This is a genomic window from Lentibacillus kapialis (assembly GCF_014646635.1).
Lineage (GTDB): Bacteria > Bacillota > Bacilli > Bacillales > Amphibacillaceae > Lentibacillus > Lentibacillus kapialis.
The window spans coordinates 1-25,520 of record NZ_BMNQ01000050.1; the positions used below are offsets into that span (position 1 = coordinate 1).

Below are 25,520 nucleotides of genomic sequence, written 5' to 3' on the forward strand. Positions count from 1 at the left end.
GGGGAGAACGGAAATTAAGAGGATTCGCAAGCGCCTATCAATCATTGCAAGATATGTTTGAAAGACGATACGGAAAACCAGAAGATGGATGATTAAATGGCTAAATTTTCTGACACCTTTCCCTGGATACCCAGGGAAAGGTGTCAGAAAACAAACCCCAATTCCGGGGATACTCTATTAATTTACACAAACTTCTTGACGGTACCGGCGCGAATTTATTAGCATATGTATTAATTATCTTATTTTTATTGTTTTACTTTTTACAAGTGAAAAACAGATATAAGGGAGGTGCTTTATTCGGAAACATAATGATCCTTATTTTTTCGCTGTGGACTTTATTACCCCTTCTATTCGCACCCTAATAAAGACTAAATCATACTACAATCGGGCGCAATCCTTGAATAAGCACTGTCCCGGAATCTGGACCTTTAGCAGAATATGGGGTGTTATTATTAATTACGAGTTTTATAAATGGGCAATGATAATTAATTTAGTAATTATAGGTGTTCTTCGATTTACAGCTGAAACTTTCTTTGAATACACCAATAATATTAAAATTGTGAATGCGGTGTTATATGTTATTGCCATTATTCTAATGATGGCATATCTGCGAAAAAGGTTTAAAGTTTTTAAAACAGATAAATAGGCAAATGGGCGCATTAATCGCATAACATTGGATCTATGTCGCGTTCTTTCCATTTGGTTATATTTTCAATTAGTTTTTTACTATTGGGCGCGATTAACTAATTAAAATCCCGCCACAATCGCATATAAAAGCCATTATTGCTGAATAAAGAAATTCCCAAATAGCCACATATGTTCTTTGAAATTGGTTGACCTTTCAAAAAGTAATATAAGACTATGTCCGTTGCTGCGTTAATATTTACGCTGCAGAGTTTGCTCCAAAGCAGAAATTAGAGGGGTGGGGAATAGAATGAATAAATGGGTGCTTACGATCGGAATTACTTTGGTATTGATCCCAATCATCTATCTGGGAATTGGTTTTGGTCTCGCATTGCTAAGTCCCGTAGACACGCCTGACCCCGATAGAGAAAACCTGAAATTCACAGATTTGAAAACAGCATCATCTGAAAACCTACCTGAGGAAAAAACATTCGAAGCAAAAGACGGACAACAACTTACATACCGATATTATTCATCCCGCAGTCGCCAAGATGGATCAGATCAGAAAACTATCCTAGTATTGATACATGGATCTGGCTATCATTCTACCTATTTATGGTCGCTTGCTTCGAATCTGGCAGACAAACAAATTGCCGATGTGTATACGCCTGATATGCGCGGTCACGGCGAGCATGTGGATCGACGCGGGGATGTGGATTATGTGGGTCAATTAGAAAATGATCTGGAAGATTTTTTACGAATCATCAAACAGAAACATCCCCAGTCACGGATCATACTTGGCGGTCATTCTAGTGGTGGAGGGCTGGTGATACGTTATGCGGGCGGACAAAATAAAAATCTTGCGGATGGGTATTTGCTTCTAGCCCCGTATGTGCATCGCAAAGCGCCCACAAATGCGGTCGACAGCGGTTGGGCCAATCCTGACGTCCCAAGGATTGTTGGTTTGCAAATGTTGAATAACGTACATATTACGTTTTTGAATCATTTACCTGTTATTTCTTTTAATATGCCCGGGAATATGCGTGATAGTACAGAAACCTTGAAGTATTCGTATCGGATGCAATATTCAATGGTCCCCCACGATGATTACAAGCATGATCTGAAACAAATTCACCCGCCAGCCCTTTTGGTCGTAGGAAGTGAGGACCATTCCTTTGATAGTAAGGCCTATAAGTCACTTTTTGGGAAATATTCAGGAGCTGATGTAAGTGTCGTTGATGGGTTATCTCATTTTGGAATCGTGACCGACAAGAAAAGCCAATCGCTGATCGCTGATTGGATTCAGAGTTTATCGGATTCAATGCAATAACTAAACAACTGAGCACCGGCTGGCCGTATATAATGGCTACTTTGACATACAAACAATAGTATAATAACAAAAGATGTTATGGAGGTTTCTTATGGAAAAGTCAGATAGTAATATAGCAGTAGGTTCCACAACTCAAGTTGATTCATCGGCTGGACGTCACATTGTATATACATATACGGATATACATAAGTACTTGATAAATGCTACTGCATTTATAGCTGAAGGTATTGAAAAGAACCAGATTGTCATCTATATTGACCAATCGAACCGTTTTGATATTATTTTACAGAACCTTAAAAATGACGGATTTTCAGAAGATCAAATAAATGAGGTCATCTTTGCTGATTCAGATGAGTTTTATGAAGTGCACGAGACTTTTAACATTGATCGTATTAACCAAAACCTTGCACAACTGATGGGTCCATACTCTAACACAGAGCAAAATATTCGCATATGGGGATCTGTTGTATGGAAAGATCAGGATCAAGAGATATTAAAGTCGCGAATGAATCTACATGAGCACAACTACGATTGTTTTATTTCAGAAAACTCAAATCTCTTTGCAGTATGTGCGTATGATGCATTAACACTGCCTACTTCGTATATGAATGTTATTTTACAAACACACCAGTTTCATATGACAGATGACGATTTATCAGCCTCGCATCTTTATAAGAAAGAGCCGATTCTATTACCGGAGATACAAGAACAAATAAGAATTGCAGAAGCAGAAGAAAATGAAGTTATACGTTCCGAAAAACTGCATATTGCCGGTGAGTTGGCCGCTAATATTGCTCATGAACTTGGCAATCCTCTTGCGGTGATGAAAGGTTTTCTACAATTAATCAACAAAACCGGTGACATGAGTGGCATGAGTCAAAGATATGTTAATACCATTAGCAGTCAGGTGGAAAAAATGGAGCAAATCACCTCTGAATTCCTGGCGCTTGCTAATCCGCATCTGGGGAATAAGGAAGAAATTCATATCCCGCAATTAATTGAAAATGTTCAGATATTAATGGCGGATCAAGCCGCTCATAAAGCTGTTGAGATTCAGACAAAGTTTGATCATAAAGACATAGTACTGGTAGGTGATGAGACGAAAATCAAACAGGTTTTGATCAACTTAATAAAAAATGCAATTGAAGCGATGGATCAAGGATACATTATGCTTTGGGTGAAGGACCTGGGAGACTACATTCACATTAATGTAATTGATAATGGTCCGGGCATCCCAAAATATATCATCGATCAGATAGGTGAACCGTTTATAACGACAAAAGAATCTGGAACAGGGTTGGGTTTACTAATCAGTGAAAAAATCGTTGCAGGGCATAATGGAAAATTGGTGGCCGAGAGTGACGTTGGACATGGTGCAACTTTTACCATAAGTTTACCAAAATCATAAGATTGTGAGTCCGGCTAATGAAAAAATATGGTCATTTTGCACGATCAAACCCTCAATGGAAAGATATAAACAAACGGAGGAGTCTTGCTACTTTAAAAGTTGATTATTCATGAGCTTGAAAAATCTAAACATGAAGACGAACAAAAGATTGCCTCATATATGAAAAGGAACTTGAGGGCCGATGTCTAAGCTTTTTCAACTAGATGCGTGTCATTTTTGTGCAAGCACATACAGATGAGTTAATCATTCCATAATGTTCATAATTGGCCGCGCTATTTAAATAAATGCGGCCTTCTGAAAAGGACCGGGCCGCCCTTTGCCCGGTTTTTCTAATAACGTCAGAAAGTATAAATGATGGATGACCTTATAATAAGCTTCGGCATTCGCTATAAGGCGAGGCGAATGCCGAGTTTTTCTAATATCAAAATCCTTTTGCAAACAATGTTTGTCCCGTTAATTAAATGACAGAAAGTTAAATGGTATAGTAAACTGACGTTATCACATATAGGAGTGAGGGCACATGTATGGATCATTCGTTGTTTAGTATTTCTTCTTCAACATATCAGTCTTTAAGTGAATCGGAACGGTATTTGCTCGAATATATACATGAAAACATGAATGACATAGCCAATATGTCAATTGTCACGTTAAGTGAGAATGCCACAGTTTCAACAGCGACAATTGTACGACTGATGAAGAAGCTGGGTTATGACGGCTACACGTCGTTTAAATACAGGCTTAAACAAGACAAGAAAATGATTGATTTTGACGATTTATTAGGAGATATCAATGAAAACATTAAACAAGCCATTAAAAAAAACGAGGAAGAAGTCAAGCGAACAATTCAGCTGCAGAGTATTGGTCAACTAGAAGACGCGGTTCAAAAAATATATGATGCAAATAAAATTTATATATTTGCAAGAGGTTTTTCGGAAATGATTGCCAAGGAAATGACGGTGAAATTTCAGGTAATGGGTAAAACCTGCGAAACGCATGATGACCCGAATATCATACGGATTAAATCGGGAAAAATTGACCGAAATGAATTGGCTATTTTTATATCATTAGCAGGGGAAACAAGTGAACTCGTTGAAGCATGTCAAAATCTTAATTTAAAGCAAGTTTCAACAATTACGTTAACAGCCAATGTCAATTCAAATTTAAGTAAGTTGTCAGATATGACTTTCCTGGGTTTTAAAAGTGATCATTCACTATTTCCGGAATATGAAGTACGTTCCAGGTTATCGCTGAATGTAATCGCTCGGATTTTGATGGATGCATACGTTATACGGACTATGGACTGAGAGTGCTGCGAAAAAGCGAATCGCAGCACTTTTTACATTTACAACTTCTGAAAACATTTACATTTAAAATTGTGCGACAATACAATTAATAATCAAGATAGAAGGTGAAAACGTGATATATACATGCACCATGAACGCGGCAATAGACATGTATGTTGAGGTTGATGAAATGAAACCGAATGCTGTTAATCGTACAAATGACGAAGATTATCAAGCAAATGGAAAAGGGATTAATGTTTCCATCATGCTGAAAAAATTGGGCATTGAAAGTACGGCTTTAGGATTTATTGCTGGATTCACTGGGGCCTATATAGAAGACTTCCTAAGTGAAAGTGGCATACAGTCAGACTTTGTTTATGCAGATGGCACGACACGCATCAATGTGTTTATAAACGCCGAGTCCGAATACAAAATCGTCAATCAAGGCCCGCACATTAAGGTTTCGGAACAGGAAGCGCTTTTAAATGGAATTAAAGCCATCCCCGGTGGAAGCACGCTGGTTGTGTCAGGTAGCCTTCCTCGAGGGGTGCCGGAGTCAGTCATTGTTGAAATTGCCGAAGTGTGTAAGATGAATAATGTGAAATTGGTGCTCGATACCAGCGTCAGTTCAGTATGGGATACACTCACGTATGAACCGTATTTACTCAAACCAAACGAAGAAGAGCTGGCCAATTTGTACCATCAGACAAGGAAGCTTACTGAGCAGGAAATCATTAAGTATGGCAAAGATTTACTGAAAAGGGGGGCACAGCATGTCATTGTTTCAAGGGGTAAGGAAGGTTCCATTTATGTCTCAAAGGAACGGTTGTTAAAAGCAACGTCTCCACAAGGAACGGTAGTTAACACTGCGTGCTCAGGTGATACCATGCTGGCCGCCTTCATGGCCAAAAAACAACAACATGAAAGTCTTGAAAACGCACTTAAATATGCCTCGGCTGTTGGTGCTTCAACCGCATTTTCCCGGGGACTGAGTAATTTAAAAGATATAGCCGCTCTGCAAAAAGAAGTTAATGTCTATCAAATGAAGGAGGAGATAACATGACGCGTAAAAAGATTGTTGCAGCAACAGGCTGTCCAACAGGTATTGCACATACTTTCATGGCGGCTGAAGCCTTAACAAAGGCAGCTGAAAAACTAGATGTTGATATAAAAGTTGAAACACATGGTCAGGTTGGGGTGGAAAATGAACTGACGGAGGAAGAAATCAGGGAAGCTGATGGTGTAATTATCGCTGCAGATAAAAATGTTAATTCAGATCGATTTCATGGTAAACCATTAGTTAATGCTTCCGTATCACGTGGGATTAAAGCTTCTGAAGAACTGATTAATCAAATTTTAAATGAAGAAGCCACCATTCACGAGGTAAAGGGATACGAAGCATCCAACGCAAATGAAGCGCCACATACGGAAACCACTCAAAAGGGAGAAAAAGGCCAAGGGTTGCGCAGTGTTTATAATAATTTGATGAATGGTGTCTCTCATATGCTGCCGGTTGTTGTTGGCGGCGGGGTGTTAACGGCACTTTCATTCTTATTCGGTATTCATTCAGCCAATCCGGATCATGAGAGCTATAATGAATTTGCAGCCTTTTTAAACAATGTTGGGGGATTGGCGTTTAGTTTGATGGTCCCGATACTAGCTGCGTTTATTGCGGAATCAATTGCCAAAAGACCTGGGATGATTGTTGGTTTTGTTGGTGGTCTATTGGCCGATCAAGGCGGAGCCGGATTTTTGGGCGGTATATTGGCAGGTTTCGCAGCCGGGTATATCATCATTTTGCTCCAGTTCTTGCTGAAAAGACTACCAAGCTCGCTCGATGGTCTGAAATCGATATTTCTCTACCCTGTTATCGGTATTTTTCTAATTGGTGGGTTCATGACACTTTTTAATGTCCCTGTTGAGGCGTTAAACACAGCATTGATGGACTTTTTATCTAATATGCAATCATCCAACCCTATCATTCTTGGTATTGTTGTAGGCGCAATGTGTGGCTTTGATCTGGGGGGTCCCGTTAATAAAGCAGCTTATTTGACCGGCACCGCCCTTCTCAGTGACGGCAACTTTTACTTTATGGCCGGTGTATCCGCGGCATGTATTGCGCCACCATTGCTTACTGCCTTTGGAACAGTATTCTTCCGTAAATATTTTACAGAAGAAGAGCGGAGTGCCGGGATGGCTAACTTCGCACTCGGGTCAACGCATATTACTGAGGGAGCAATACCTTTTGCCGCCAAAAGTCCGTTAGTCGTTATTCCAATCATAATGTTCGGTTCAGCCATTTCCGCTGTATTGACATATCTATTTGATATACAGGTTCCTGCACCGCATGGCGGATTTCTGGTTCTCCCTGTCGTAACAGGTGCATTTCAATGGGTGTTAGCGATCTTAATCGGTTCCTTGGCAGGGGCAGTTATTTATGGCATGTATCGCAAAAAACTAGCACAAAAAACAACCTAAGGAGTGGTGAATAATGTCAAAAATCATACAACCGGAGTTTATAAAGCTGAATACAAATGATTCGTCACAGGATGACGTATTCCACACTATTGCAAACGTAGCTGTTGAACATGGCATTGCTGCCTCAGTTAAAGATATTGAAAAAGGATTGAAGGCGCGTGAGAAGGAAAGTACAACAGGCTTTCAGGAAGGGTTTGCCATCCCCCATACACAGTCTGATGCGGTTATAACCCCCGCAATTGTGGTGGTTCGGACGAATAACGGGATTGAGTGGGAGTCCTTTGATGGTCAACCATCGTTTTTCTTCCTAAGTCTGCTTATTCCAAAAGAAGAAGCAGGGTCAACACATCTTCAAGCGTTGTCTTCTTTATCACGGGCATTAATGGATGAGACTAAACGTCAGGGGTTTTTGGATGCAAAAACGCCCGATGAACTTGCCAAACTAATTGGTGATGTCATTCCAACCGAGGAGGGTCGTTGATTATGCCACTTTATTCAACAACACCAATGCTGCAAAAGGCAAAAGCAGATAAACATGGCATTGTAGCATTTAATGTTCATTCCTTTGACAGTATCTTCTGGGTATTGGAAGCGGCAGCTGAGATAAGTTCCCCGGTGATATTACAGACGACGGTCGGGACTGTGAAGCAATTGGGAGCGCAGAATATTGTCCGGACCGCAGCTGCGGCTTCAGATTATTATAACACCCCAACAGGCCTTCATCTCGATCACTGTACAGATTATGAAGTCATCAAACAGGCTGTCCGTGCCGGTTATACATCTGTTATGATGGATGCATCCATGCACCCGTTTGAAGAAAATGTATCTCGTACAAGAGAAGTCGTTGATCTTGCTGAGTCCCTGGATGTTAATATAGAGGCAGAACTGGGTAAAGTAAGCGGCGTTGAGGATGAAATTGTTGTCAGTGAAAGTGATGCACAGAAAGCAGTTCCCGCCGAATGCCGTGAATTTGTAGAAAAAACCGGCGTACCGACACTGGCACCGGCTATCGGTACTGCACATGGTATATATAAAGGGGAGCCTAACATTGATTTTGATCGCATCGAAGACATTTCAAATATAGTAAATGTACCACTTGTCCTTCACGGCGGGTCTGCACTACCGGATGATGTTGTAAAGAGGTGTGTGGCGCTTGGTATGGCTAAGGTAAACGTCTCAACTGAACTTAAAAATGCATATTCAGAAGCCATTCGTAAGCATTTTGTTGAAAATCCGGACAGTCTTGATCCACGGAGGTATTTACAAAAAGCGAAAGATGCGGCGAAAGAAATGGTGAAAACGAAGATTATAATGGTCGGTAGCCAGGATAAAGTGGTTTCTTCATTTGTATAGGTCCCCAGTAACAACCAATCCCTACCAAATGGGGGTTGGTTGTTCGTTAGCAGAAAGGAAGAGAGAGATGACATTAGTCGCAATTGACTTGGATGGAACATTGCTATCAGACAACGGTACAATATCTGTTGAAAACAAGCATGCCATTTATGACGCACAGCAACATAATCATATGATTGTAATTTCCTCAGGACGTTCCCTGCACGATACACGTGAAATTCTAAAACAGGCAGAAATTGAATGTCCTATTATAACCGGCAATGGCGGGTTGGCATACGTTTCCGGAAACATCCTTCAGCAGCTTGTTATACCGACGGAGAAACGCATAGCCATCATGAATACGATTGAACAATACGGTTTGTATTATGAAATTTACACAAATCAAGGCGTTCTAATGATGGAAAAGGGAGACGCTATATTTCGCCGCGAAATAGACCAATTCGAACAGCATTCGGATAAAGCGTATGCCCGGGGCAAGGTAAACGTTCAATATGCTCAACATGGTCTCGTTTATGTTTCCGATTTTCATACTGTTGATTTTTCAGGTTTAGACCCTTATAAGATATTTGTGATGTCGTTTAAAAGTGAATCATTGCAGGCACTTCGCAGCGAGCTGACAAACATGGAAGACATCTCACTGACCACCTCGGGAAAGGAAAAACTCGAAATAGCACACGGGCAGGCAAGTAAAGGGAATGCGTTAGAATTTATTGCCGAATACTTCAACGTGCCACTGCAGGATACATGCGCTATCGGTGATAATTTAAATGATATATCAATGTTTAACGTAGCCGGAACAAGGATTGCCATGGAAAATGCCGAACAGGAAGTAAAAGAACACGCAGACTTTATAACCAAACATCACAACGATCATGGGGTTGCACATGCATTGCGGGCGTATGTTTTATAATGAGGACTGTTGCCGTTTGAATTGGTAGCGGTGTTGTCTGAGTTAGTGGGTGATGTCGCACAAGTTTGGGGTGATCTCGCACGAGTTTGGGGTGATGTCGCACAAGTTTGGGGTGATCCCGCACGAGCTTGGGGTGTTTCTCGCACGAGTTGGGGTGTTTCTCGCACGAGTTGGGGGAGTTCTCGCACGAGTTGGGGTGTTTCTCGCACGAGTTGGGGGAGTTCTCGCACGAGTTTGAGGTGATCCCGCACGAGTTCGGAGGGTTCTCGCACGAGTTCGCGAAAATCTCGCCGTCCCCTCACAAGCTGGTGGGCGATTAGCGCTAGTGTTGTGTGATTTCGTGCTGACCTCGTGCGAAATTCCGAGTGCCCCGCGTGAAACTGTGCTGTCCTCGCTCGAATCATATGCGTATTTCCGCTCGATTTAGAGTAGAGCGATGCGCCCGAAGCCCGAATAACGTTAAGAAACCAAGTTCCTGTTGCAGGGGGCTTGGTTTCTTTTATTTATTCAGCAGGTCTGGCTCATAAATTTAGTGTGTTGTTGGCTGCCTTGATCTCGTAATGATAGTCTGCGAGTTGAATGACACCTTTTAAGGTCTAACCCAGTTTTGGTTAATCATCCGTATAATCCTGTGCTTCTTCCAAAGCATTCGATGTCTTATCCTTCATGTTCCCTGCTTTTTTGTTCGCCCGTTCAACTTCGTCTTCAAGATGACTGATATACTCGGATTGATCGTCATTCTCCTCTTTTAAGTTATCAATCCGTTCTTCAAGCTCATCGACATCCACGTCTTCATATTTGTCTTGTATTTCTTCCAGTGCTTCCTTTGCGCTCATTTTATCTTGATGTACTTGATCCAAAATATCCATAATCTCATCCACATTGGACTTGGATTGTTCTATGTCGTCATCACCGTTGAATTTAAGCCAATCAGATGCCATGGCACCACTTGTGAATGCTAAAACCAATACACCCGCTGCTACTACTGTAATAATTACTTTTTTCATTTTTATCCTCCCCTTATAGGTATTTTTGACCATTAAATAATACCCATTTATTATTATCCATGGGTAATTATAACTAATTTATGTTAATGTTCAAGATAAATGTTCTTTGAGTTATGACATTTTTAAGACAAATTAGAAAAGGTGAATGGGATAGCGTTCTCATGCTCCACGATATAAGCAGTAATTTATTATAGTAAGAAAGGCCATCGCAGTTGTGCAGTGGCCTTTCCGTTCCAAAGTTGCGGGGCGTCTGGAACATGAAGGGGGGATTGGTGTAAGCTCATAGTGGGGATGAACCTGAATTTCCATTAAGTGAGCTTTAATGCATGATTACTGGCAATATTTGCGGTTGGCGACTATTGAGTGGAATTTTGACATTTTTCATCCTAAAAAGCTGTAAATCCATTAATTGGTTTTGCGGAAAACAATAGTCTGTCAACAATCTAATTTTGAAAAAAGCTGCCTTATCATTAACGAGGCAGCTTTTTCCTTTGTATCAAGAAGTTTGATGCCTTTGGTTTCCAGCTTTTGTATCCCGTTTGTGCAATGCGCCGGAATAGCTGTATAATGTAATAATCAAAAGGAACGTCACGTGATTGTCAGGTCATCCTTATTGGAATTGTCTGCGGATGACGTGTGATTCGGAGTGGAGGAGTGCCCACCAATGAAACGTTTATTTATATTGATTGCAATTTTATTTGCGGTATCAGTCCGGACGCCGGCTTCAGTAGAAGAAACATGGGATTCGGAGCAGATGGAGCAGGTGACGTTTGAGGAATGGACGGTACCGATACAAGAATGGTTTGCTGAACAGGACATTACCACCGAGGAAACAAAGGAGACATTCAACCAGTTGCTTCAGTCGGAGCATGAAACCTCGGATATGAACGCAGCGGATCCATCCGCCTATGAAAAGAAAGTCGTGAAGTTAGTGAACGAAGAACGGGCGAAAAAAGACCTTGAACCGCTGAAAATGCATGATGGGTTAAGTGAGTTGGCCCGCAAAAAGTCACGGGACATGGCGGAAAATGATTATTTCAGCCATACATCGCCAACGTATGGTTCCCCTTTTGACATGATGCAGCAGTTCGATTTTACCTTCCGCCTGGCCGGTGAAAATATTGCGGCCGGACAGCGCAGCCCCGAGCAAGTAGTGGAAGGCTGGATGAACAGCAAAGGACATCGTGAAAATATTTTGAAGGAAGGCTTTACACACATCGGCGTTGGATACGTGGAAGGTGCCGGCCAGCCATATGGAACTTACTGGACGCAATTGTTCATGACGCCGAGGTAGCTCGGCGGCGCGGTCGTCATCGTGTAAGAGGGGAGTGAACTCGTGCGGGAGCAGCTCGAACTTGAGCGGGAGCAGCCCGAACTCGTGCGGGAGAGGCCCGAACTCGTGCGAGAACGGCTCGAACTTGAGCGAGAGCGTCTCGAACTCGTGCGAGAACAGCTCGAACTCGTGCGGGAGCGTCTCGAACTCGTGCGAGAACGGGTCGAACTTGAGCGAGAACCGCCCCAACTCGTGCGAGAGCGTCTCGAACTCGTGCGGGAGCGTCTCGAACTCGTGCGGGAACGGGTCGAACTCGTGCGAGAGCAGCTCCAACTCGTGCGGGAGCGGCTCGAACTTGAGCGGGAGCAGCCCGAACTTGAGCGGGAGCAGCCCGAACTTGAGCGGGAACTGCCCCAACTCGTGCGAGGAGGCGCTGAACTTGAGCGAGAGCAGCCCGAACTCGTGCGGGAGAGGCCCGAACTCGTGCGAGAGCGTCTCGGACTCGTGCGAGAGCGTCTCGAACTCGTGCGGGAACGGGTCGAACTTGAGCGAGAACGGCTCGAACTTGAGCGAGAACGGCTCGAACTTGAGCGAGAGCGTCTCGAACTCGTGCGGGAGCGGCTCGAACTCGTGCGAGAGTGGCTCCAACTCGTGCGAGAACAGTTCGAACTCGTGCGAGAGCGTCTCGAACTCGTGCGAGAGCGGTTCGAACTCGTGCGAGAGTGCCCCAAACTTGAGCGAGGGGAGTCGTTGGTTCGCGCGGAATGCATGAATATCGCGCGAGCCCCGCATGAATTCGCGCGACAACCCCGGAATATCGCGCGAGCTCCGCATGAATTCGCGCGACACCCCGTAAATTTTACGAGACAGCCGTAACCTGAGCGAGTACACCTCAAATTCAAACTTCTGTAGCATTAGTACAACTGCGAATTTCGATTGATTTCAATGTAACCCTTTACAACCAACATAAAAACGCTTATACTTAAATTAACTGGTAATAACCACATAACAACTTCCGTACCAGTTTAGCATTTTGGGTTTGGGAGGTGTGATAAAGCGTTTTGGATAAAACAAGTAAGGTACCTTTGTATTTGCAATTAATGGATGATTTAATACAACAGATCGATACGGAAGAACTCGGTGTAGATGAAAAATTGCCTTCTGAGCGGGAGTTGTGTGACATCTTTGGCTTGAGCCGTATAACGGTGCGGCAGACGCTGCAGGAGCTTGAGCGGGAAGGTTATATTTATAAACTGCATGGCAAGGGGACGTTCGTCTCGCCCAAGAGTTATAATCAAGATCTTGTTAAGCTTTATAGTTTTACGGAAGAAATGAAAGAGATGGGGAAGACGCCGACAACGCAGGTTTTGTCCTTCCGGGAGATAGCATTGGATGACAGGCTGGCGAATAAAATGGGGCTTGAGCCATTGGATGAAGCGTTTCAAATTGTGCGGCTGCGGCTCGCTGATGATGAACCGTTAATGTATGAAACATCGTATGTTCCGAAAAAGATCTTTCCGCGTTTAACTGAAAAGGATTTAAAGGAGCGCCCGATGTACGATGTTTTTCTTCAAGACTATCAGATCGGGGTTACGAAAGCGATTGAACGTTTTTCAGCCACCATTATACGCCATGAAGAAGCCAAGCATTTGAAGTTAAGCGCGGATCATCCCGCGATGCTGGTTAAGCGTTTTGCTTATTGCAATGAGCGGCTGATTGAATATACGATCAGTGTCATGCGCGGCGATAAATTCGATTATACCGTGGAATTAACATGACAGTCATTCAAAAAAGAGGTGTCATAACGTTTCGATAGGAAGCATAAGATTTAAAAATTTTTACGTTAACTGGTTATAACGACATAACCACAATCATGAATGGGAGGATGGAACATGTTTAATATGACAACTGAGGCATTGGAAAAGAAAAATGCGCTGAATACGGCGACTGAGATCCATCAGCAGCCGGACGTTTGGAAGGAGCTGGTGGCAAAACTCTCGGATCAAGAAGATGAATTGAATCAATTTATACAATCGATTTATGACAAACATGAGCATGTTCGGGTACTTCTATCGGGGGCGGGAACATCGGCGTTTATCGGGGATACGCTTGTGCCGCTCTTGCGCCGGGAGAATCGCGGGAATATCCAATTCGATTCCGCACCGACAACCAATGTGGTCTCGAACCCTGAAGATTATTTGCAAAAGGATGTCCCGACGATCATGGTATCGTTTGCCCGCTCCGGCAACAGTCCTGAGAGTGTTGCGACGGTAGCGCTTGGGGAGAAAATCGTTGATGATTTTTACCAGGTTGTCATTACGTGTAATAAGGACGGGAAGCTGGCAACTAACATCAAGGGTGATGCGAATTCGGTAACGATTCTGATGCCGGATCAGGCGCATGACAAAGGGTTTGCTATGACGAGCAGTTTCAGCTGCATGATGATCACGGCATACACACTGTTTACAGACAATACCTTTGATGAAAACGCGATCACCGCAGCGGAAAAGCTGATTGATGCGCTGCCGGAAAAGATAGATGACATTCTCGGGTACGATTTTGAGCGTATCATCTATTTGGGTTCAGGCATGCTCGGGCAGCTGTCGCATGAAGCAGCGTTAAAAATGCTTGAGTTGAGCGCCGGCAATGTGGTCGCTGTTTATGAATCGTCACTTGGCTTCCGGCATGGTCCGAAATCGATTTTGAATGAGACATCAATGGTTGTCGTGTTGCTGTCCCAGGATCCGTATACGCGCAAGTACGATATGGATATTTTGCGGGAGGTTGCCGGAAGTGAGTCGGATATGAAAGTAGTTGCGCTGACTGAAGCGAGCGATGCTGAGGTTGAAAAGCTGGCAGACTGGACCATCCCGGTTTCATCTGTAAGCGAAAGTCTGTCAGGGGATTTCCATCTTGCCCTGCTTTATGCGATTGTTGCGCAGACGCTGGCCATGAAAAAGTCATTACAGCTCGGCATCACACCGGATAACCCGAGCCCTGACGGCAGTGTGAATCGTGTTGTGCAGGGCGTTACGATTTATGATTATGATGAATAAAAATACAATTTAAAACCTGATAAGCGTGAGGAGGTGAATCGAATGGCTTATGGGTTAGGAGTAGATATAGGCGGTACAAAGATCGCATCCGTTATAATTAACGAGAATGCAGATATTTTATGTCGCTCAGAGGTTAAAAGTCGGCCCAACGATGAAAGTATAATGTTTAAGCAGGTCGTTTTAAGTATTGAAGAAGTCTTAGCCGAATCTAAAATAAATAAAAATGAAATTGTCGGAATGGGGGTAGGGGTTCCAGGTAAAGTAGATTGTCAGAATGGAATTGCGATCTATCAAAATAATCTACCGTGGCGGAATTTTCCTATAACTGAGAAATTACATGACTATTTCCCCTCTAGTAAAATAACAATTGATAATGATGTTTATATGGCTGCATTTGCGGAATGGAAGTTAGCAAATACAGACAATCTAGATACCTTTGTTTACGTGACTATCAGCACCGGAGTGTCCTGCTCTATTATTCATAAAGGATCTTTTGTACGTGGAAGCGGGTTCGCTGGAGAAATTGGTTTATTTCCAGTCCTATCCGAATTCTCACCTAAAGGGGTAGCCAATATGGAGCAATCCGTTTCTGGCTCTGCAATACAGAAAATAGTTGAAACTAATTTTGAAGCAGAGGGGTTCTCCATTATAGATTTTTTTCAAGAGTACCAAAATGGCAACCCTATTACACACTCTACAATGAATAAAATTATTAAATCGTTAGCACATGGTATTTACTCAATTGTTTGTCTATTAGATCCACACAGAATTGTGTTTGGCGGAGGAGTAATCAATAAAAACCCGTTCCTTCTCGATTTAATTAAGGATGAAATAAAAAACTATTTAATTCCTGAACAATTTAGTGTTTTGGAAAGAATGAAGTTGAGTAGGTTTAAAGAGAATTCAGGAATTGTTGGGGCAGGTCTAAAAGGATTGAACCTTAGTAATGATAGTAAAGCATAGTGCGTGGAAACTTATGAATATATTATTCTTAATTTTATGAAGTATAGATTTAAGGGGGCTGGTTTAGATGAGTTTAGAGAACTGGATTGTTCTTGCCACAATGGTTGCTTATCTTTTATTCATGTTATGGATTGGTCGGAGAACTTCCCACAGTGTTAAAGATTTAGATAGTTATATACTCGCAGGCAGAAATCTTTCATGGCCAATGTTGGCAATGACATATCTTGCAACAGTGGCAAGTACAGTACAACTTTTAGGTCAACCGGGACTAGCTTATGAGAACGGTTTCTCATTATATTTTTGGGAGAAGATTATGGTAATTACGATTATCATTATATTTGTAATTCCTTTGGCTAGGCGATTAAGGGGCCTGGAGGTTTCAACCATTGCAGACATAGCGTTAGCGAGGTTTCCAAACAGTAAACGAATACATTACATTTTGACAATCACACAAATTTTTTGGGGGATTTTCGTTGCAGCGCTATCTGTTTTTGGTGGTTCATTATTAGTCACGACTGTAACTGGTATTCCGTTGTCAATTTCACTGATAGTTATAGTAGGGGTTACGTTAGGTTATACCATACTAGGGGGCCTTAGTGCTGTTGTCGTCACTGATAGTGCACAATGGGGTATAATTATTATTGGATCAGCGATATTTATTCCTTTACTATATTTGGCAGTTGATCCGTTTACAGCATTCTTTTCACAATATGTTGGTACTGATGGGTTCTCCTTAACACAAGCGGCTTCTAATACAAATATTGAACCAGGCTTTACAGATATTTATACATTACCAGTTGCTCCGCTCACTGCAATGGCCTTTCTTATAACATCGGGTGGTTTGCCTGCAGTGGATCCTAGTTATGCTCAAAGACTTTTAGCTGCCAAAAGCGAACGAGAGGGGCGAAAGGGGTTATATGTGTTTGCAGCAATCTACTTGCTGATTATGACGTTGATTCTATCAGTTGGAATGTACGGGGCTGGCTTAAGACCAAGTCTTGAGAATCCAGACCAAGTTTTACTAGTTATGGCTCAAGATTATCTACCTTTATTTGGCAAGGCCTTATTTCTAACAGCTGTTGCTGCGGCAGCCATGTCAACTGTCTCCTCTTACTTTAATGTTACAGCTGGTATGATTGTTAAGAACATTATTTTAGAGTTCGTACCAAATCTTTCGAAAGAGCGCCAAATTTTTTGGGCACGTATAAGCACCGTGATTGCAGCGTTAGCAACTTTATCATTTGCACCCATTGCCTCAAGTGGTCTAGCAGTTGCAGCTGTAGCAGCACAAATAATTTTAATTTCTGCAATAGGTCCGTTGATTTATCTAATCTTATTTTGGCGAAGATTTACGGAAAAGGCAGCCTTTTGGGGTACCCTAATAACTTCAGTAGCCACGTTTGTGCTTGTAATTGTTGTTGGAGGTCCAAACGCTGCTGTGTTAGGACCAGGTTTGATTGGAGTACCAGTACAATTTTGGGGTTTTCTTATTGCTGCGATTAGTTTCGGTAGTCTAAGTTTTTTAGAACCATATTCATCGCAAAAACTGTCACCAAAGTTTTGGTCACTGTTTGAGGAAAAATCTCAAAATGTCGGTCCATCTAAAAGAGGGTTAGCCGGAGTTTGTATTATGTGGCTATTATTGTTTGTGCCTTGGGGATATATGAAAATTACTGGAGAAAAATTCGTATTTCCATTGCTAGGCGGTCCTTTTGCATGGGTTACCGATGCACTTTTACTAATTGTTGCTATTCTAGTATTTGCTGTAAGTGTTTATTTACTTACTCGTCTAGTTAAGTTTTTACGGAAAAAGCCTCATAACAACAATACAGAAGAGGTAAATTATCAAAAAACCATTCAAAAATAAATAGATAATTATTTAGAAAAGTTATTATAAGGAGAGAGGATAATGATTAACATTGGAATAATTGGTATGGGAACAAGAGGCCAAATATATGCAGAAACAATTAAACAAAGTGAACATGCAGTTGTTGCTGCAATTACAGATATAAGCAATGAAAGTTTAGAATTAAACACAAAAAAATTTAATACAAAAGGCTATACTGATTTTGAGGAAATGTTTGAACAGGAAGAACTTGATGCAGTAATTGTTGCTACACCTGATTTTCTTCACAAAGAACCAGTGGTTTTAGCAGCAGAAAAAGGGGTTCATATCATGGTTGAAAAACCATTTTCGACGGATCTTAAAGAAGCCGCTGAAATGGTTAAAGTAATAAGGCAAAATGGAGTGAAGTGTTTAGTTGGATTTGAAAATAGATGGAATAGCCCTTTTGTAGCTGTAAAGGAGGCAATAGATAATGGTGAGCTAGGTGAAATAAATGCATTGAACAGCAGACTGAATGATTCTATTTACGTCCCAACAAAGATGCTTGGGTGGTCGTTAAATTCAACACCTGGGTGGTTTTTATTGTCACATTCGATTGACCTTGCGTGTTGGCTAAAAAATATTAATCCAGTTAGTGTGTTTGCCGTTGGTACACGCAAAAAATTAGTTTCAATGGGAATCGATACTTATGATTCAATACAAGCAACTGTGACTTTTTCAGATAATACACATGCTACCTTCACATCAAGTTGGATACTACCAGAAAATATGCCATTATTATATGATTTTAAGTACGAAATAATTGGTGAAAACGGAAGTCTTCATGTTGATTTACATGATCAAATGGTGAAAAAGGCTGCTAAAAGTTATGAACATTTACACACACTTGGCACGCCCATCGATGGAAGGTTAACTTCTGCACCTAGTCAAATGTTGATTTCGTTTATTGAAAATATTTTATATGATGCCGAGCCTATTGCTGGTCCTGAGGAAGGCTTATTAAATACTAAGATTGTAAGTGCACTGCACAAGTCTATAAAGGAGGGGAAGATTCAAGAAATATAAATAATCCTATTTAGTAGGTCTAAGTTTTTTCCAGTGAGTATTATCTAAAGATGTATTCGTAATAAGTGAGAAAACATAAGAGCCTTTAAAAATTAACAGAATCTAATTTAAAGAAGGTATAGCATGACATATGTCATAAAAGCAGATTGGTTTTTACTTGAGAATGAAGCGAGAGAAGGCGGGTATTTGCACGTGAGCGATGGCCGGTTTGGGGCGTTTGCTGATGAGGCGCCGGCTGAGGCTGATATTGTTGACTGGAGTGGTTATACGGTTGCTCCGGGGTTGTTTGATACCCACATTCACGGTGTCAATGGCTATGACATTATGGATGGCAGCACTGCGGCGGTACACGGGATTTCGGAGTCCATCTTGCCGCATGGTGTCACGCGCTTTTTGCCGACGACATTAACGTCATCAAAAGACGATTTGAAGCGTGCGATCAGTTCGGTGCGTGATGCGGTAAAACACGGATTAAGCGGTGCGCAGTCGGAAGGGATTTTCCTGGAAGGGCCGTATTTTACCGAAAAGCACAAAGGGGCCCAAAATCCGGATTATTTTTGTGATCCGGACTATGATGAATTTCAGGCGTGGCAGCAGCTTGCGGATGACGCGATCGTGAAAATCGCCCTGGCACCGGAGCGCAACGGGGCGCTGGAGTTTATTCGCTCAGTCAGTGATGAAGGTGTTTTGTTGAGCCTCGCGCATACGGATGCCAGTTTTGACCGCTGCAGAGAGGCGGTCGATGCCGGGGCGCGCAATTTTGTCCATTTATTTAATGGCATGTCCGGCTTGCATCACCGTGAGCCGGGTGTTGCCGGGGCTGCTTTGACAGAGGGCCGTGCCTTTAGCGAGCTGATTTGCGACGGTCATCATGTGCATCCGGAAGTGGCGGCGTTTGCGGCACGTACGAAGGAAGAAAAATTGATGCTCATTACCGATTGCATGCGGGCCGGATTAATGCCTGACGGGAATTATCAGCTGGGTGAATTGCCGGTTGTGATGAAAGACGGAATAGCACGCACGGAGGCCGGCTCGCTTGCCGGCAGCACACTGCGTTTGATTGATGGTGTGCGCAACTTGCAGGCGTGGAGCGGCAGACCGTTGTATGAGATATGGCACCGGGCGTCACTATCACCGGCAGTGAGCCTTGGCCGGGAAAACGAATTGGGCAGTATCGCTGAAGGCAAAGCAGCCGATTATGTCGTGATTGATGCGGATGTGTCGGTACAGGCTGTTGCTGTTTCCGGCGAATTGAAATACTTTAAAGAACAAATGTAAGCAGGTGAGTAGCGTGATTTTAACGATTACACTGAACCCGTCTGTTGATATCAGTTATAAGCTGGATGAATTGGCGCTTGATACGGTGAACCGTGTGTCGGATGTTTCTAAAACAGCCGGCGGAAAAGGGTTGAATGTCACACGCGTTATCCAGCAACTCGGGGAAGATGTTGCGGCTTCGGGGTTTTTAGGCGGCAGTTTAGGCGATTTTATCCGAGCAGAAATCGCCGGTAAAGGGATACAGGATGATTTCGTCAGCATTGCTGGTGAAACGCGCAATTGTATCGCTGTGATTCATGACGGGCAGCAGACGGAAATACTGGAATCCGGCCCGGAAATCAGCGCTGATGAGGCCGGGGAATTTTTAAAGCATTTTACAGATGTTGTGCAGAAGGTTGATCTGGTCACCATTTCCGGAAGTTTGCCCAAGGGGTTGGAGCCTGATTTTTACGGGCAGCTCGTTGAAACGGCGAATCAGCATGGCACAAGGGTCCTGCTTGATACAAAGGGTGAACTTCTCAGCCATACCATTGCAGGGGAAGAAAAGCCCTTTTTGATTAAGCCGAACGAGGAAGAGCTGGCTGATTTATGGGGTGAAACTGTGACCGGTGAGACGGCGATTATGTCGGCGCTGGAATCACAGCGGTTTTCGGATATCCCGTGGGTCGTTGTGACAACCGGTGCAGCCGGCGCGTACGTCAAACATGATGCAGTTATTTATAAGGTGTCAGCGCCCAAGGTTGATGCGGTTAACCCGGTCGGTTCCGGCGATGCTGTCATTGCCGGATTTGCAGCCGGGCTGTCACGTGGACTGACAGATACCGAGCTGATCAAATTTGGCCTTGCGATGGGCGTTCTGAATGCCATGGAAGCCAGGACCGGCTCGATTAATCCGGAAAATATTAGCTGGTGCGTGGACCAAATTCACGTGGAAACGATGGGAGGATAAGCATATGCAATTAACACCGGGGAAAAAACGCGGACTCGAAATGATTTCAGATGATGACCATGTGGTGCTTGCCACCGCAATGGATCAACGCGGCTCGTTAGGAAAAATGATTACATCCTTTAATGACAGCATTTCATATGCAGACGGCTTAAGTCAATTTAAGGAAGGAATCAGTGAGGTGCTCGGGAATCAGTCATCATCCTTGCTGCTGGATCCGGAATACGGCTGGAGCGCTGCTAGTAAATTGAATGATGAGATCGGACTGATTATGGCCTATGAAAAAACCGGCTATGACACCTCGGAAAAAGGGCGGCTGCCTAGTCTAGTTGATGATTATGCCGTACAGGATCTGGCTGCAAAAGGTGCGAGCGCCCTTAAACTGTTAATCTATTACGATCACAATGAAGCGGAAAAGTATAACACGATTAAAAAAGCATTCATTAAGCGGGTCGGGGATGAGTGCAAGCAAAATGATCTGCTGTTCATATTGGAGCCGGTTGCCTACAGTGCGGAAGGCTATGGTTCGAAAAGCGCTGAATTCGCCAAGCAAAAACCGGCCATTGTCGAGTATTTTATGACGGAGTTTTCCAAGGAAGCGTATGGCATTGATCTGTTGAAAGTGGAAGTGCCTGTCTCGATTTACAATATTGAAGGTTACAATGTATATGATAATTATGAGCCTGTCTTCAGCAAGGAGGAGGCGGCGGCTTATTATCGTCAGTGTTCAGATGAAAGCCGCTTGCCATTCATTTATTTGAGCGGCGGCGTCACCAATGATCAATTCATTGAAACGCTGCATTTCGCCAAAGAAGCCGGCGCGGAGTTCAGCGGCAGTCTGTGCGGGCGCGCTATCTGGAAAGACGGTGTTCAGCCATTTGCCGAAAAGGGAAAAGAAGCCCAATACGCGTGGCTCAATACGACCGGCCTTGAAAACTTAAATAACGTCAAAAGCGCCATTAAAGCGACCGCAACCCCGTGGACCGGGTTTGTCGAATAGTTACAATGCCTCGGAAAGAAACCAAGCCTCCCATTGCGGGAAGCTTGGTTTCTTGCGTTTGGCGGGGCGGGGGCGTCGGTCGTGCGGGAGCGGCTTGAACTTGAGCGGGAGCGGTGGTTCGCGCGAGGTTCCGCCGAAATCGCGCGAGGACACCTGGAATTCGCGCGAGGTTCCGCCGAAATCGCGCGAGGACACCTGGAATTCGCGCGAGGTTCCGCCGAAATCGCGCGAGGTTCCGCCGAAATCGCGCGAGGTCACCTGGAATTCGCGCGAGGTTCCGCTGAAATCGCGCGAGGGCACCTGGAATTCGCGCGGCGGCGAATTGAGCAGGAAAGCCTCGAACTCGAGCGAGAGCCGCCCCAACTTGAGCGAGAGCGCCCCGAACTCGTGCGAGAACGCCTCGAACTCGTGCGAGAGCGTCCCCAACTCGAGCGAGAGCCGCCCGAACTCGTGCGAGAACCGCCCCAACTTGAGCGGGAACGCCTCGAACTCGTGCGAGAGCGCCGCGAACTCGTGCGAGAGCGCCGCGAACTCGTGCGAGAGCGCCGCGAACTTGTGCGAGAGCCGCCCGAACTCGTGCGAGAACGCCTCGAACTCGTGCGAGAGCGCCGCGAACTTGTGCGAGAGCCGCCCGAACTCGTGCGAGAACGCCCCGAACTCGTGCGAGAACGCCTCGAACTCGTGCGAGAGCGCCCCGAACTCGTGCGAGAGCGTCGCGAACTCGTGCGAGAACGCCTCGAACTCGTGCGAGAGCGTCCCCAACTCGTGCGAGAGCGTCGCGAACTCGTGCGAGAGCGCCTCGAACTCGTGCGAGAACGCCTCGAACTCGAGCGAGAGCGCTTCGAACTTGAGCGAGAGCCGCCCGAACTCGAGCGAAAGCGCCCCAACTTGAGCGGGAACGCCTCGAACTCGTGCGAGAGCGTCGCGAACTCGTGCGAGAGCCGCCCGAACTCGTGCGAGAGCCGCCTCAACTCGTGCGGAAGCGCCTCGAACTCGAGCGAGAGCGCCCCAACTCGTGCGGGAGCGTCTGCTGTTAGTTTACGGTGTCATTCAAATGCTGGATAAATTTTGGCAGTATGGTTTCGAGTTCAGAAACTTCCGCGTCGTTCATAACGGAAAAGGCTTCCTGGTTGCCGGTGATGCGGTGCGGACGTATGGCGGCGAGTGTGTCTTTTCCTTTGTCAGTGATATATACGCGGGTTACGCGTCGGTCACTGGTATCTGTGAATGCGTCGATATACCCTGCTTTTTTCAATCGATCAACGATTCCGGTGATGGCTTGTTTGGTGACTAAGGTATTTTGGCGCAGTTCGACCAGTGTCAGGCTATCGTGCTTGGCGAGCTGTGACATAAGCATATATTGATAAACACTGTGAAGGCCACCTTCCCGGGCATACTGGCCCCCCAGCCGTTCAAGCAGATTGGCGAGACGGACAATGTCCAGTATGATGGCTGCAAGCCGGTCATCATGGTTCGGCATGTGTAACTCCCCTTTCACACCCATTATAGCGCGCAGTAGGAAATAAGTCATGTGAATAAGTCAATAAGTTGACCAATTCAATGAAACGTGGTACTTTTGAAATAAGTCAAAAGTCATATAATAGTCAGTATATTTTATTCAAAGGGGTGTCGAATGATGGGGGCAAAATGGATTAAGATTGCTGTAGTTTATTTTATTCTCGGAATTGCGGTTGGTTTGTTTATGTCGAGTACCATCCAGCTCCAGTGGGCAGCGGCACATGCGCATGTTAACTTGGCTGGTTGGGCATCGGTCGGGATAACGGGTGCGATTTACAGTCTTTATCCAAAAGCGGGCAACAGCACGCTTGGTAAGTGGCATTTCTGGCTATATAACATTGGGCTTCCTTTTTTGCTGCTGAGCATGTTCATGATTCAAGTACGGCCGGGGCCGTTCGCCGGATGGGGAATGTTGACACACATTTTCACATTCGGCGGAGGTACGGCAGTGGCAGTCGGTGTTATATTATTCATTGCCAATGTGTTTTTGAATGTCCGCGCCTCAGACCGGCTGACATAATGGGTGAAAATCCCGCAGCATGGTCCGACGGCTGCAGGATAATGTTTATGGGTAAAATAACCCGCGGACGTCATGAAGTATACTACGCAGTGCGTGCTTATCATTATCCTGAAAATGACATAAAAAGATCCCCGGCCGATTGGTGTTTTTACATCAATCGGCTTTTCGATTAATCGGCTTTTTGCTAAAAGATACATGAATATTTCAGGGAGGAAAGTGAAAAATATCCGTAAACCGGATGTTTGGAGGGGATAACATCGAGAATCCCAAGCATAAGTTAACCTCTGTCGAAATCGGATCGCTTTGGTCGGCTTATATAAGTGCCAGTTTGTCTCAGCGTGTTCTCCAGTATTTTATCGCAAAGATGACGGATGAAGAAATGAAGCAGGTCGTCGAACATTCCCTTAGTCTTAGTGAACACTATCTTCAGTCCATCGAGGAAATTTTTACAAGTGAGGGGTATCCTGTTCCTGAGGGGTTTACGGAAAATGATGTCAATACGGATGCTCCCCGCTTGTTTTCTGATACCTTTTGTTTGATTTACGTCAAGCATATGGCGAATTATGGGCTGAGAAATTATGGAACTTATTACGCTTATTCCTCGGATCAAAGGACATTAACATTTTTTGAGGATGCTTTGGCGCGTACAATCACGTTACAGGATCAAGCGACGACGTTAATGCTGGATAAGGGTGTGTATTCACATGCACCATACCTTTCGTATCCGGACCATTCGCAATTCATTCAAGACGAAAAGCATTATTTGAATACCGGCCTGTTTACTGATGACCGGCCTTTAAATGCCATCGAGATCAGACATCTCTATGCAAGCGCCATAACGAATACGCTTGCGGGCTATTTATTGTTAGGCTTCAGCCAGGTTGCCGATTCCCAGGAGGTTAGGAACCATATGTTGAAAGGAAAAAGCATTACGGATAGCCATCGGGAGTCTTTAAACCAAAAAATCAGGCATGAAAATCTTGATCCGCCTTCTTTCCCGATGTTTGAAGTGGCGGATTCTACCATTTCACCTTTCTCGGACAAATTGATGATGGGTCATGTTGCCTTTCTGAGTGGTATCGGTATAGCCGATTATGGGACGTCGATGGGGCAATCCCAACGATCCGATTTAACCGTTTTATATGGGAAGTTAATGACAAGAGCCTTGCGGTATGCCAAGAATAGTGCAGAACTGGCCATTCAAAATAAATGGTTGGAACAGCCGCCTCAATTTAAACGTGCCGATTATCCTTAATCAATCAATAGCCGCCCCTGAATGCGGAGGCGGCTATCGTTATAACGTCAGAAGAATGACCTTATAAAAGCTTCAGCACCGCTATAAGACAAGGCGAGTGCCTTGATTTTCTAATAACGTCAGAAAGTATAAAATTTGAGAATATCACAATACCCAATACTGTGTGTTTTTGCGCACCCCGCTGTTGGGCAGTCCAGGTAGTCCGAATCCACATGATAACTTTTAAGTGTCGTAGCCGGAGTTCGGCGGTTCCTCATTCCGCTATTTGCATCGATTAAGGTTTTTCCAGCACGTTAGCGGATCCTCATTCCGCTATTTCCTCTTTTCGTCCTAATTTTGCCCTACTTTTAGCCGAATAACGGAACGAGGATTCATGACAACACTAAATAGGGTGATTTATGTCCATT

The 25,520-nt window shown here is 44.1% G+C and carries 23 protein-coding genes; 20 read left to right on the forward strand and 3 right to left on the reverse strand.

Annotated features, from left to right (window positions below; translation table 11 throughout):
• Positions 1-934: 934 nt before the first annotated feature.
• The 9 genes from IEW67_RS13915 to IEW67_RS13955 all read left to right on the forward strand — a co-directional run bounded on the left by IEW67_RS13915 (position 935) and on the right by IEW67_RS13955 (position 9,706).
• Positions 935-1,954, forward strand: coding sequence for an alpha/beta hydrolase (locus IEW67_RS13915; RefSeq protein WP_188633689.1), 1,020 nt, complete (start codon positions 935-937; stop codon positions 1,952-1,954).
• 91 nt (positions 1,955-2,045) lie between these two features.
• Positions 2,046-3,362 (forward strand): ATP-binding protein, encoded by a 1,317-nt coding sequence (locus IEW67_RS13920; RefSeq protein ID WP_188633690.1) that lies wholly within the window; start codon positions 2,046-2,048, stop codon positions 3,360-3,362.
• 524 nt (positions 3,363-3,886) lie between these two features.
• Positions 3,887-4,666: a MurR/RpiR family transcriptional regulator gene (locus IEW67_RS13925; protein WP_188633691.1), complete on the forward strand. Its 780-nt coding sequence runs from the start codon at positions 3,887-3,889 to the stop codon at positions 4,664-4,666.
• Between the two features lie 112 nt (positions 4,667-4,778).
• The gene (gene pfkB / locus IEW67_RS13930; protein WP_188633692.1) at positions 4,779-5,708 is read left to right on the forward strand and encodes a 1-phosphofructokinase; all 930 of its coding nucleotides are present in this window, start codon (positions 4,779-4,781) and stop codon (positions 5,706-5,708) included.
• Complete coding sequence (locus IEW67_RS13935; RefSeq protein ID WP_188633693.1) at positions 5,705-7,123, forward strand: PTS fructose transporter subunit IIC; 1,419 nt, start codon at positions 5,705-5,707, stop codon at positions 7,121-7,123. Before pfkB ends, IEW67_RS13935 begins: the two co-directional genes overlap by 4 nt.
• Positions 7,124-7,136: 13 nt before the next feature.
• Complete coding sequence (locus IEW67_RS13940) at positions 7,137-7,604, forward strand: PTS sugar transporter subunit IIA (protein WP_229671854.1); 468 nt, start codon at positions 7,137-7,139, stop codon at positions 7,602-7,604.
• 2 nt (positions 7,605-7,606) lie between these two features.
• Positions 7,607-8,476: a class II fructose-bisphosphate aldolase gene (locus IEW67_RS13945; protein ID WP_188633694.1), complete on the forward strand. Its 870-nt coding sequence runs from the start codon at positions 7,607-7,609 to the stop codon at positions 8,474-8,476.
• A gap of 67 nt (positions 8,477-8,543) precedes the next feature.
• The gene (locus tag IEW67_RS13950) at positions 8,544-9,386 is read left to right on the forward strand and encodes an HAD family hydrolase (protein ID WP_188633695.1); all 843 of its coding nucleotides are present in this window, start codon (positions 8,544-8,546) and stop codon (positions 9,384-9,386) included.
• 128 nt (positions 9,387-9,514) lie between these two features.
• Positions 9,515-9,706, forward strand: coding sequence for a hypothetical protein (locus tag IEW67_RS13955; RefSeq protein ID WP_188633696.1), 192 nt, complete (start codon positions 9,515-9,517; stop codon positions 9,704-9,706).
• 291 nt (positions 9,707-9,997) lie between these two features.
• Here the strand turns inward: IEW67_RS13955 and IEW67_RS13960 are convergent, their stop codons facing one another.
• On the reverse strand, positions 9,998-10,393 hold the full coding sequence (locus IEW67_RS13960; RefSeq protein ID WP_188633697.1) for a hypothetical protein: 396 nt from the start codon (positions 10,391-10,393) through the stop codon (positions 9,998-10,000).
• 883 nt (positions 10,394-11,276) lie between these two features.
• Here IEW67_RS13960 and IEW67_RS18215 point away from each other — a divergent pair.
• From IEW67_RS18215 to IEW67_RS14005, 9 genes are all read left to right on the forward strand, one after another.
• Positions 11,277-11,687 carry a CAP domain-containing protein gene (locus IEW67_RS18215; protein WP_373288551.1) on the forward strand — a complete coding sequence of 137 codons (411 nt, stop codon included), beginning with the start codon at positions 11,277-11,279 and terminating at the stop codon, positions 11,685-11,687.
• 1,040 nt (positions 11,688-12,727) lie between these two features.
• Positions 12,728-13,444, forward strand: a complete 717-nt coding sequence (locus tag IEW67_RS13970; protein ID WP_229671856.1) for a GntR family transcriptional regulator — start codon at positions 12,728-12,730, stop codon at positions 13,442-13,444.
• Between the two features lie 114 nt (positions 13,445-13,558).
• The gene (locus IEW67_RS13975) at positions 13,559-14,722 is read left to right on the forward strand and encodes an SIS domain-containing protein (protein WP_188633699.1); all 1,164 of its coding nucleotides are present in this window, start codon (positions 13,559-13,561) and stop codon (positions 14,720-14,722) included.
• A gap of 42 nt (positions 14,723-14,764) precedes the next feature.
• Positions 14,765-15,685 (forward strand): ROK family protein, encoded by a 921-nt coding sequence (locus IEW67_RS13980; RefSeq protein WP_188633700.1) that lies wholly within the window; start codon positions 14,765-14,767, stop codon positions 15,683-15,685.
• A 67-nt stretch (positions 15,686-15,752) separates the two neighbouring features.
• Complete coding sequence (locus IEW67_RS13985) at positions 15,753-17,552, forward strand: sodium:solute symporter family protein (RefSeq protein WP_188633701.1); 1,800 nt, start codon at positions 15,753-15,755, stop codon at positions 17,550-17,552.
• 42 nt (positions 17,553-17,594) lie between these two features.
• Positions 17,595-18,596, forward strand: coding sequence for a Gfo/Idh/MocA family protein (locus IEW67_RS13990; protein WP_188633702.1), 1,002 nt, complete (start codon positions 17,595-17,597; stop codon positions 18,594-18,596).
• Between the two features lie 123 nt (positions 18,597-18,719).
• Positions 18,720-19,874: an N-acetylglucosamine-6-phosphate deacetylase gene (gene nagA / locus IEW67_RS13995; RefSeq protein WP_188633703.1), complete on the forward strand. Its 1,155-nt coding sequence runs from the start codon at positions 18,720-18,722 to the stop codon at positions 19,872-19,874.
• Between the two features lie 13 nt (positions 19,875-19,887).
• A complete protein-coding gene (locus IEW67_RS14000) occupies positions 19,888-20,823 on the forward strand; it encodes a hexose kinase (protein ID WP_188633704.1) in 936 nt (311 codons plus the stop codon).
• Positions 20,824-20,827: 4 nt separating this feature from the next.
• Positions 20,828-21,820: a tagatose 1,6-diphosphate aldolase gene (locus IEW67_RS14005; protein WP_188633705.1), complete on the forward strand. Its 993-nt coding sequence runs from the start codon at positions 20,828-20,830 to the stop codon at positions 21,818-21,820.
• On the opposite strand, the gene IEW67_RS14010 is transcribed toward IEW67_RS14005, so the two are convergent.
• The gene (locus IEW67_RS14010; RefSeq protein WP_188633706.1) at positions 21,821-22,582 is read right to left on the reverse strand and encodes a hypothetical protein; all 762 of its coding nucleotides are present in this window, start codon (positions 22,580-22,582) and stop codon (positions 21,821-21,823) included. It abuts the gene before it with no gap.
• Positions 22,583-22,853: 271 nt separating this feature from the next.
• Complete coding sequence (locus IEW67_RS14015) at positions 22,854-23,300, reverse strand: MarR family winged helix-turn-helix transcriptional regulator (RefSeq protein WP_188633707.1); 447 nt, start codon at positions 23,298-23,300, stop codon at positions 22,854-22,856.
• Between the two features lie 153 nt (positions 23,301-23,453).
• On the opposite strand from IEW67_RS14015, the gene IEW67_RS14020 reads away from it, so the two are divergent.
• Both IEW67_RS14020 and IEW67_RS14025 read left to right on the forward strand, forming a co-directional pair.
• Positions 23,454-23,858, forward strand: a complete 405-nt coding sequence (locus IEW67_RS14020) for a hypothetical protein (protein ID WP_229671859.1) — start codon at positions 23,454-23,456, stop codon at positions 23,856-23,858.
• A gap of 238 nt (positions 23,859-24,096) precedes the next feature.
• Positions 24,097-25,113, forward strand: coding sequence for a DUF3231 family protein (locus IEW67_RS14025; protein WP_188633708.1), 1,017 nt, complete (start codon positions 24,097-24,099; stop codon positions 25,111-25,113).
• The last annotated feature ends 407 nt before the right edge of the window (positions 25,114-25,520 follow it).

Coding starts and splice junctions, on each gene's coding strand:
- nagA (WP_188633703.1), top strand. CDS start 18,720: ATGACATATGTCATAAAAGCAGATTGGTTTTTACTTGAGAATGAAGCG.
- IEW67_RS13935 (WP_188633693.1), top strand. CDS start 5,705: ATGACGCGTAAAAAGATTGTTGCAGCAACAGGCTGTCCAACAGGTATT.
- IEW67_RS13990 (WP_188633702.1), top strand. CDS start 17,595: ATGATTAACATTGGAATAATTGGTATGGGAACAAGAGGCCAAATATAT.
- IEW67_RS14005 (WP_188633705.1), top strand. CDS start 20,828: ATGCAATTAACACCGGGGAAAAAACGCGGACTCGAAATGATTTCAGAT.
- IEW67_RS13975 (WP_188633699.1), top strand. CDS start 13,559: ATGTTTAATATGACAACTGAGGCATTGGAAAAGAAAAATGCGCTGAAT.
- IEW67_RS13925 (WP_188633691.1), top strand. CDS start 3,887: ATGGATCATTCGTTGTTTAGTATTTCTTCTTCAACATATCAGTCTTTA.
- IEW67_RS14015 (WP_188633707.1), bottom strand. CDS start 23,300: ATGCCGAACCATGATGACCGGCTTGCAGCCATCATACTGGACATTGTC.
- IEW67_RS13985 (WP_188633701.1), top strand. CDS start 15,753: ATGAGTTTAGAGAACTGGATTGTTCTTGCCACAATGGTTGCTTATCTT.
- IEW67_RS13915 (WP_188633689.1), top strand. CDS start 935: ATGAATAAATGGGTGCTTACGATCGGAATTACTTTGGTATTGATCCCA.
- IEW67_RS13920 (WP_188633690.1), top strand. CDS start 2,046: ATGGAAAAGTCAGATAGTAATATAGCAGTAGGTTCCACAACTCAAGTT.
- IEW67_RS13950 (WP_188633695.1), top strand. CDS start 8,544: ATGACATTAGTCGCAATTGACTTGGATGGAACATTGCTATCAGACAAC.
- IEW67_RS13940 (WP_229671854.1), top strand. CDS start 7,137: ATGTCAAAAATCATACAACCGGAGTTTATAAAGCTGAATACAAATGAT.
- IEW67_RS18215 (WP_373288551.1), top strand. CDS start 11,277: ATGAACGCAGCGGATCCATCCGCCTATGAAAAGAAAGTCGTGAAGTTA.
- IEW67_RS13945 (WP_188633694.1), top strand. CDS start 7,607: ATGCCACTTTATTCAACAACACCAATGCTGCAAAAGGCAAAAGCAGAT.
- IEW67_RS13980 (WP_188633700.1), top strand. CDS start 14,765: ATGGCTTATGGGTTAGGAGTAGATATAGGCGGTACAAAGATCGCATCC.
- IEW67_RS13960 (WP_188633697.1), bottom strand. CDS start 10,393: ATGAAAAAAGTAATTATTACAGTAGTAGCAGCGGGTGTATTGGTTTTA.
- IEW67_RS14020 (WP_229671859.1), top strand. CDS start 23,454: ATGATGGGGGCAAAATGGATTAAGATTGCTGTAGTTTATTTTATTCTC.
- IEW67_RS14025 (WP_188633708.1), top strand. CDS start 24,097: ATGTTTGGAGGGGATAACATCGAGAATCCCAAGCATAAGTTAACCTCT.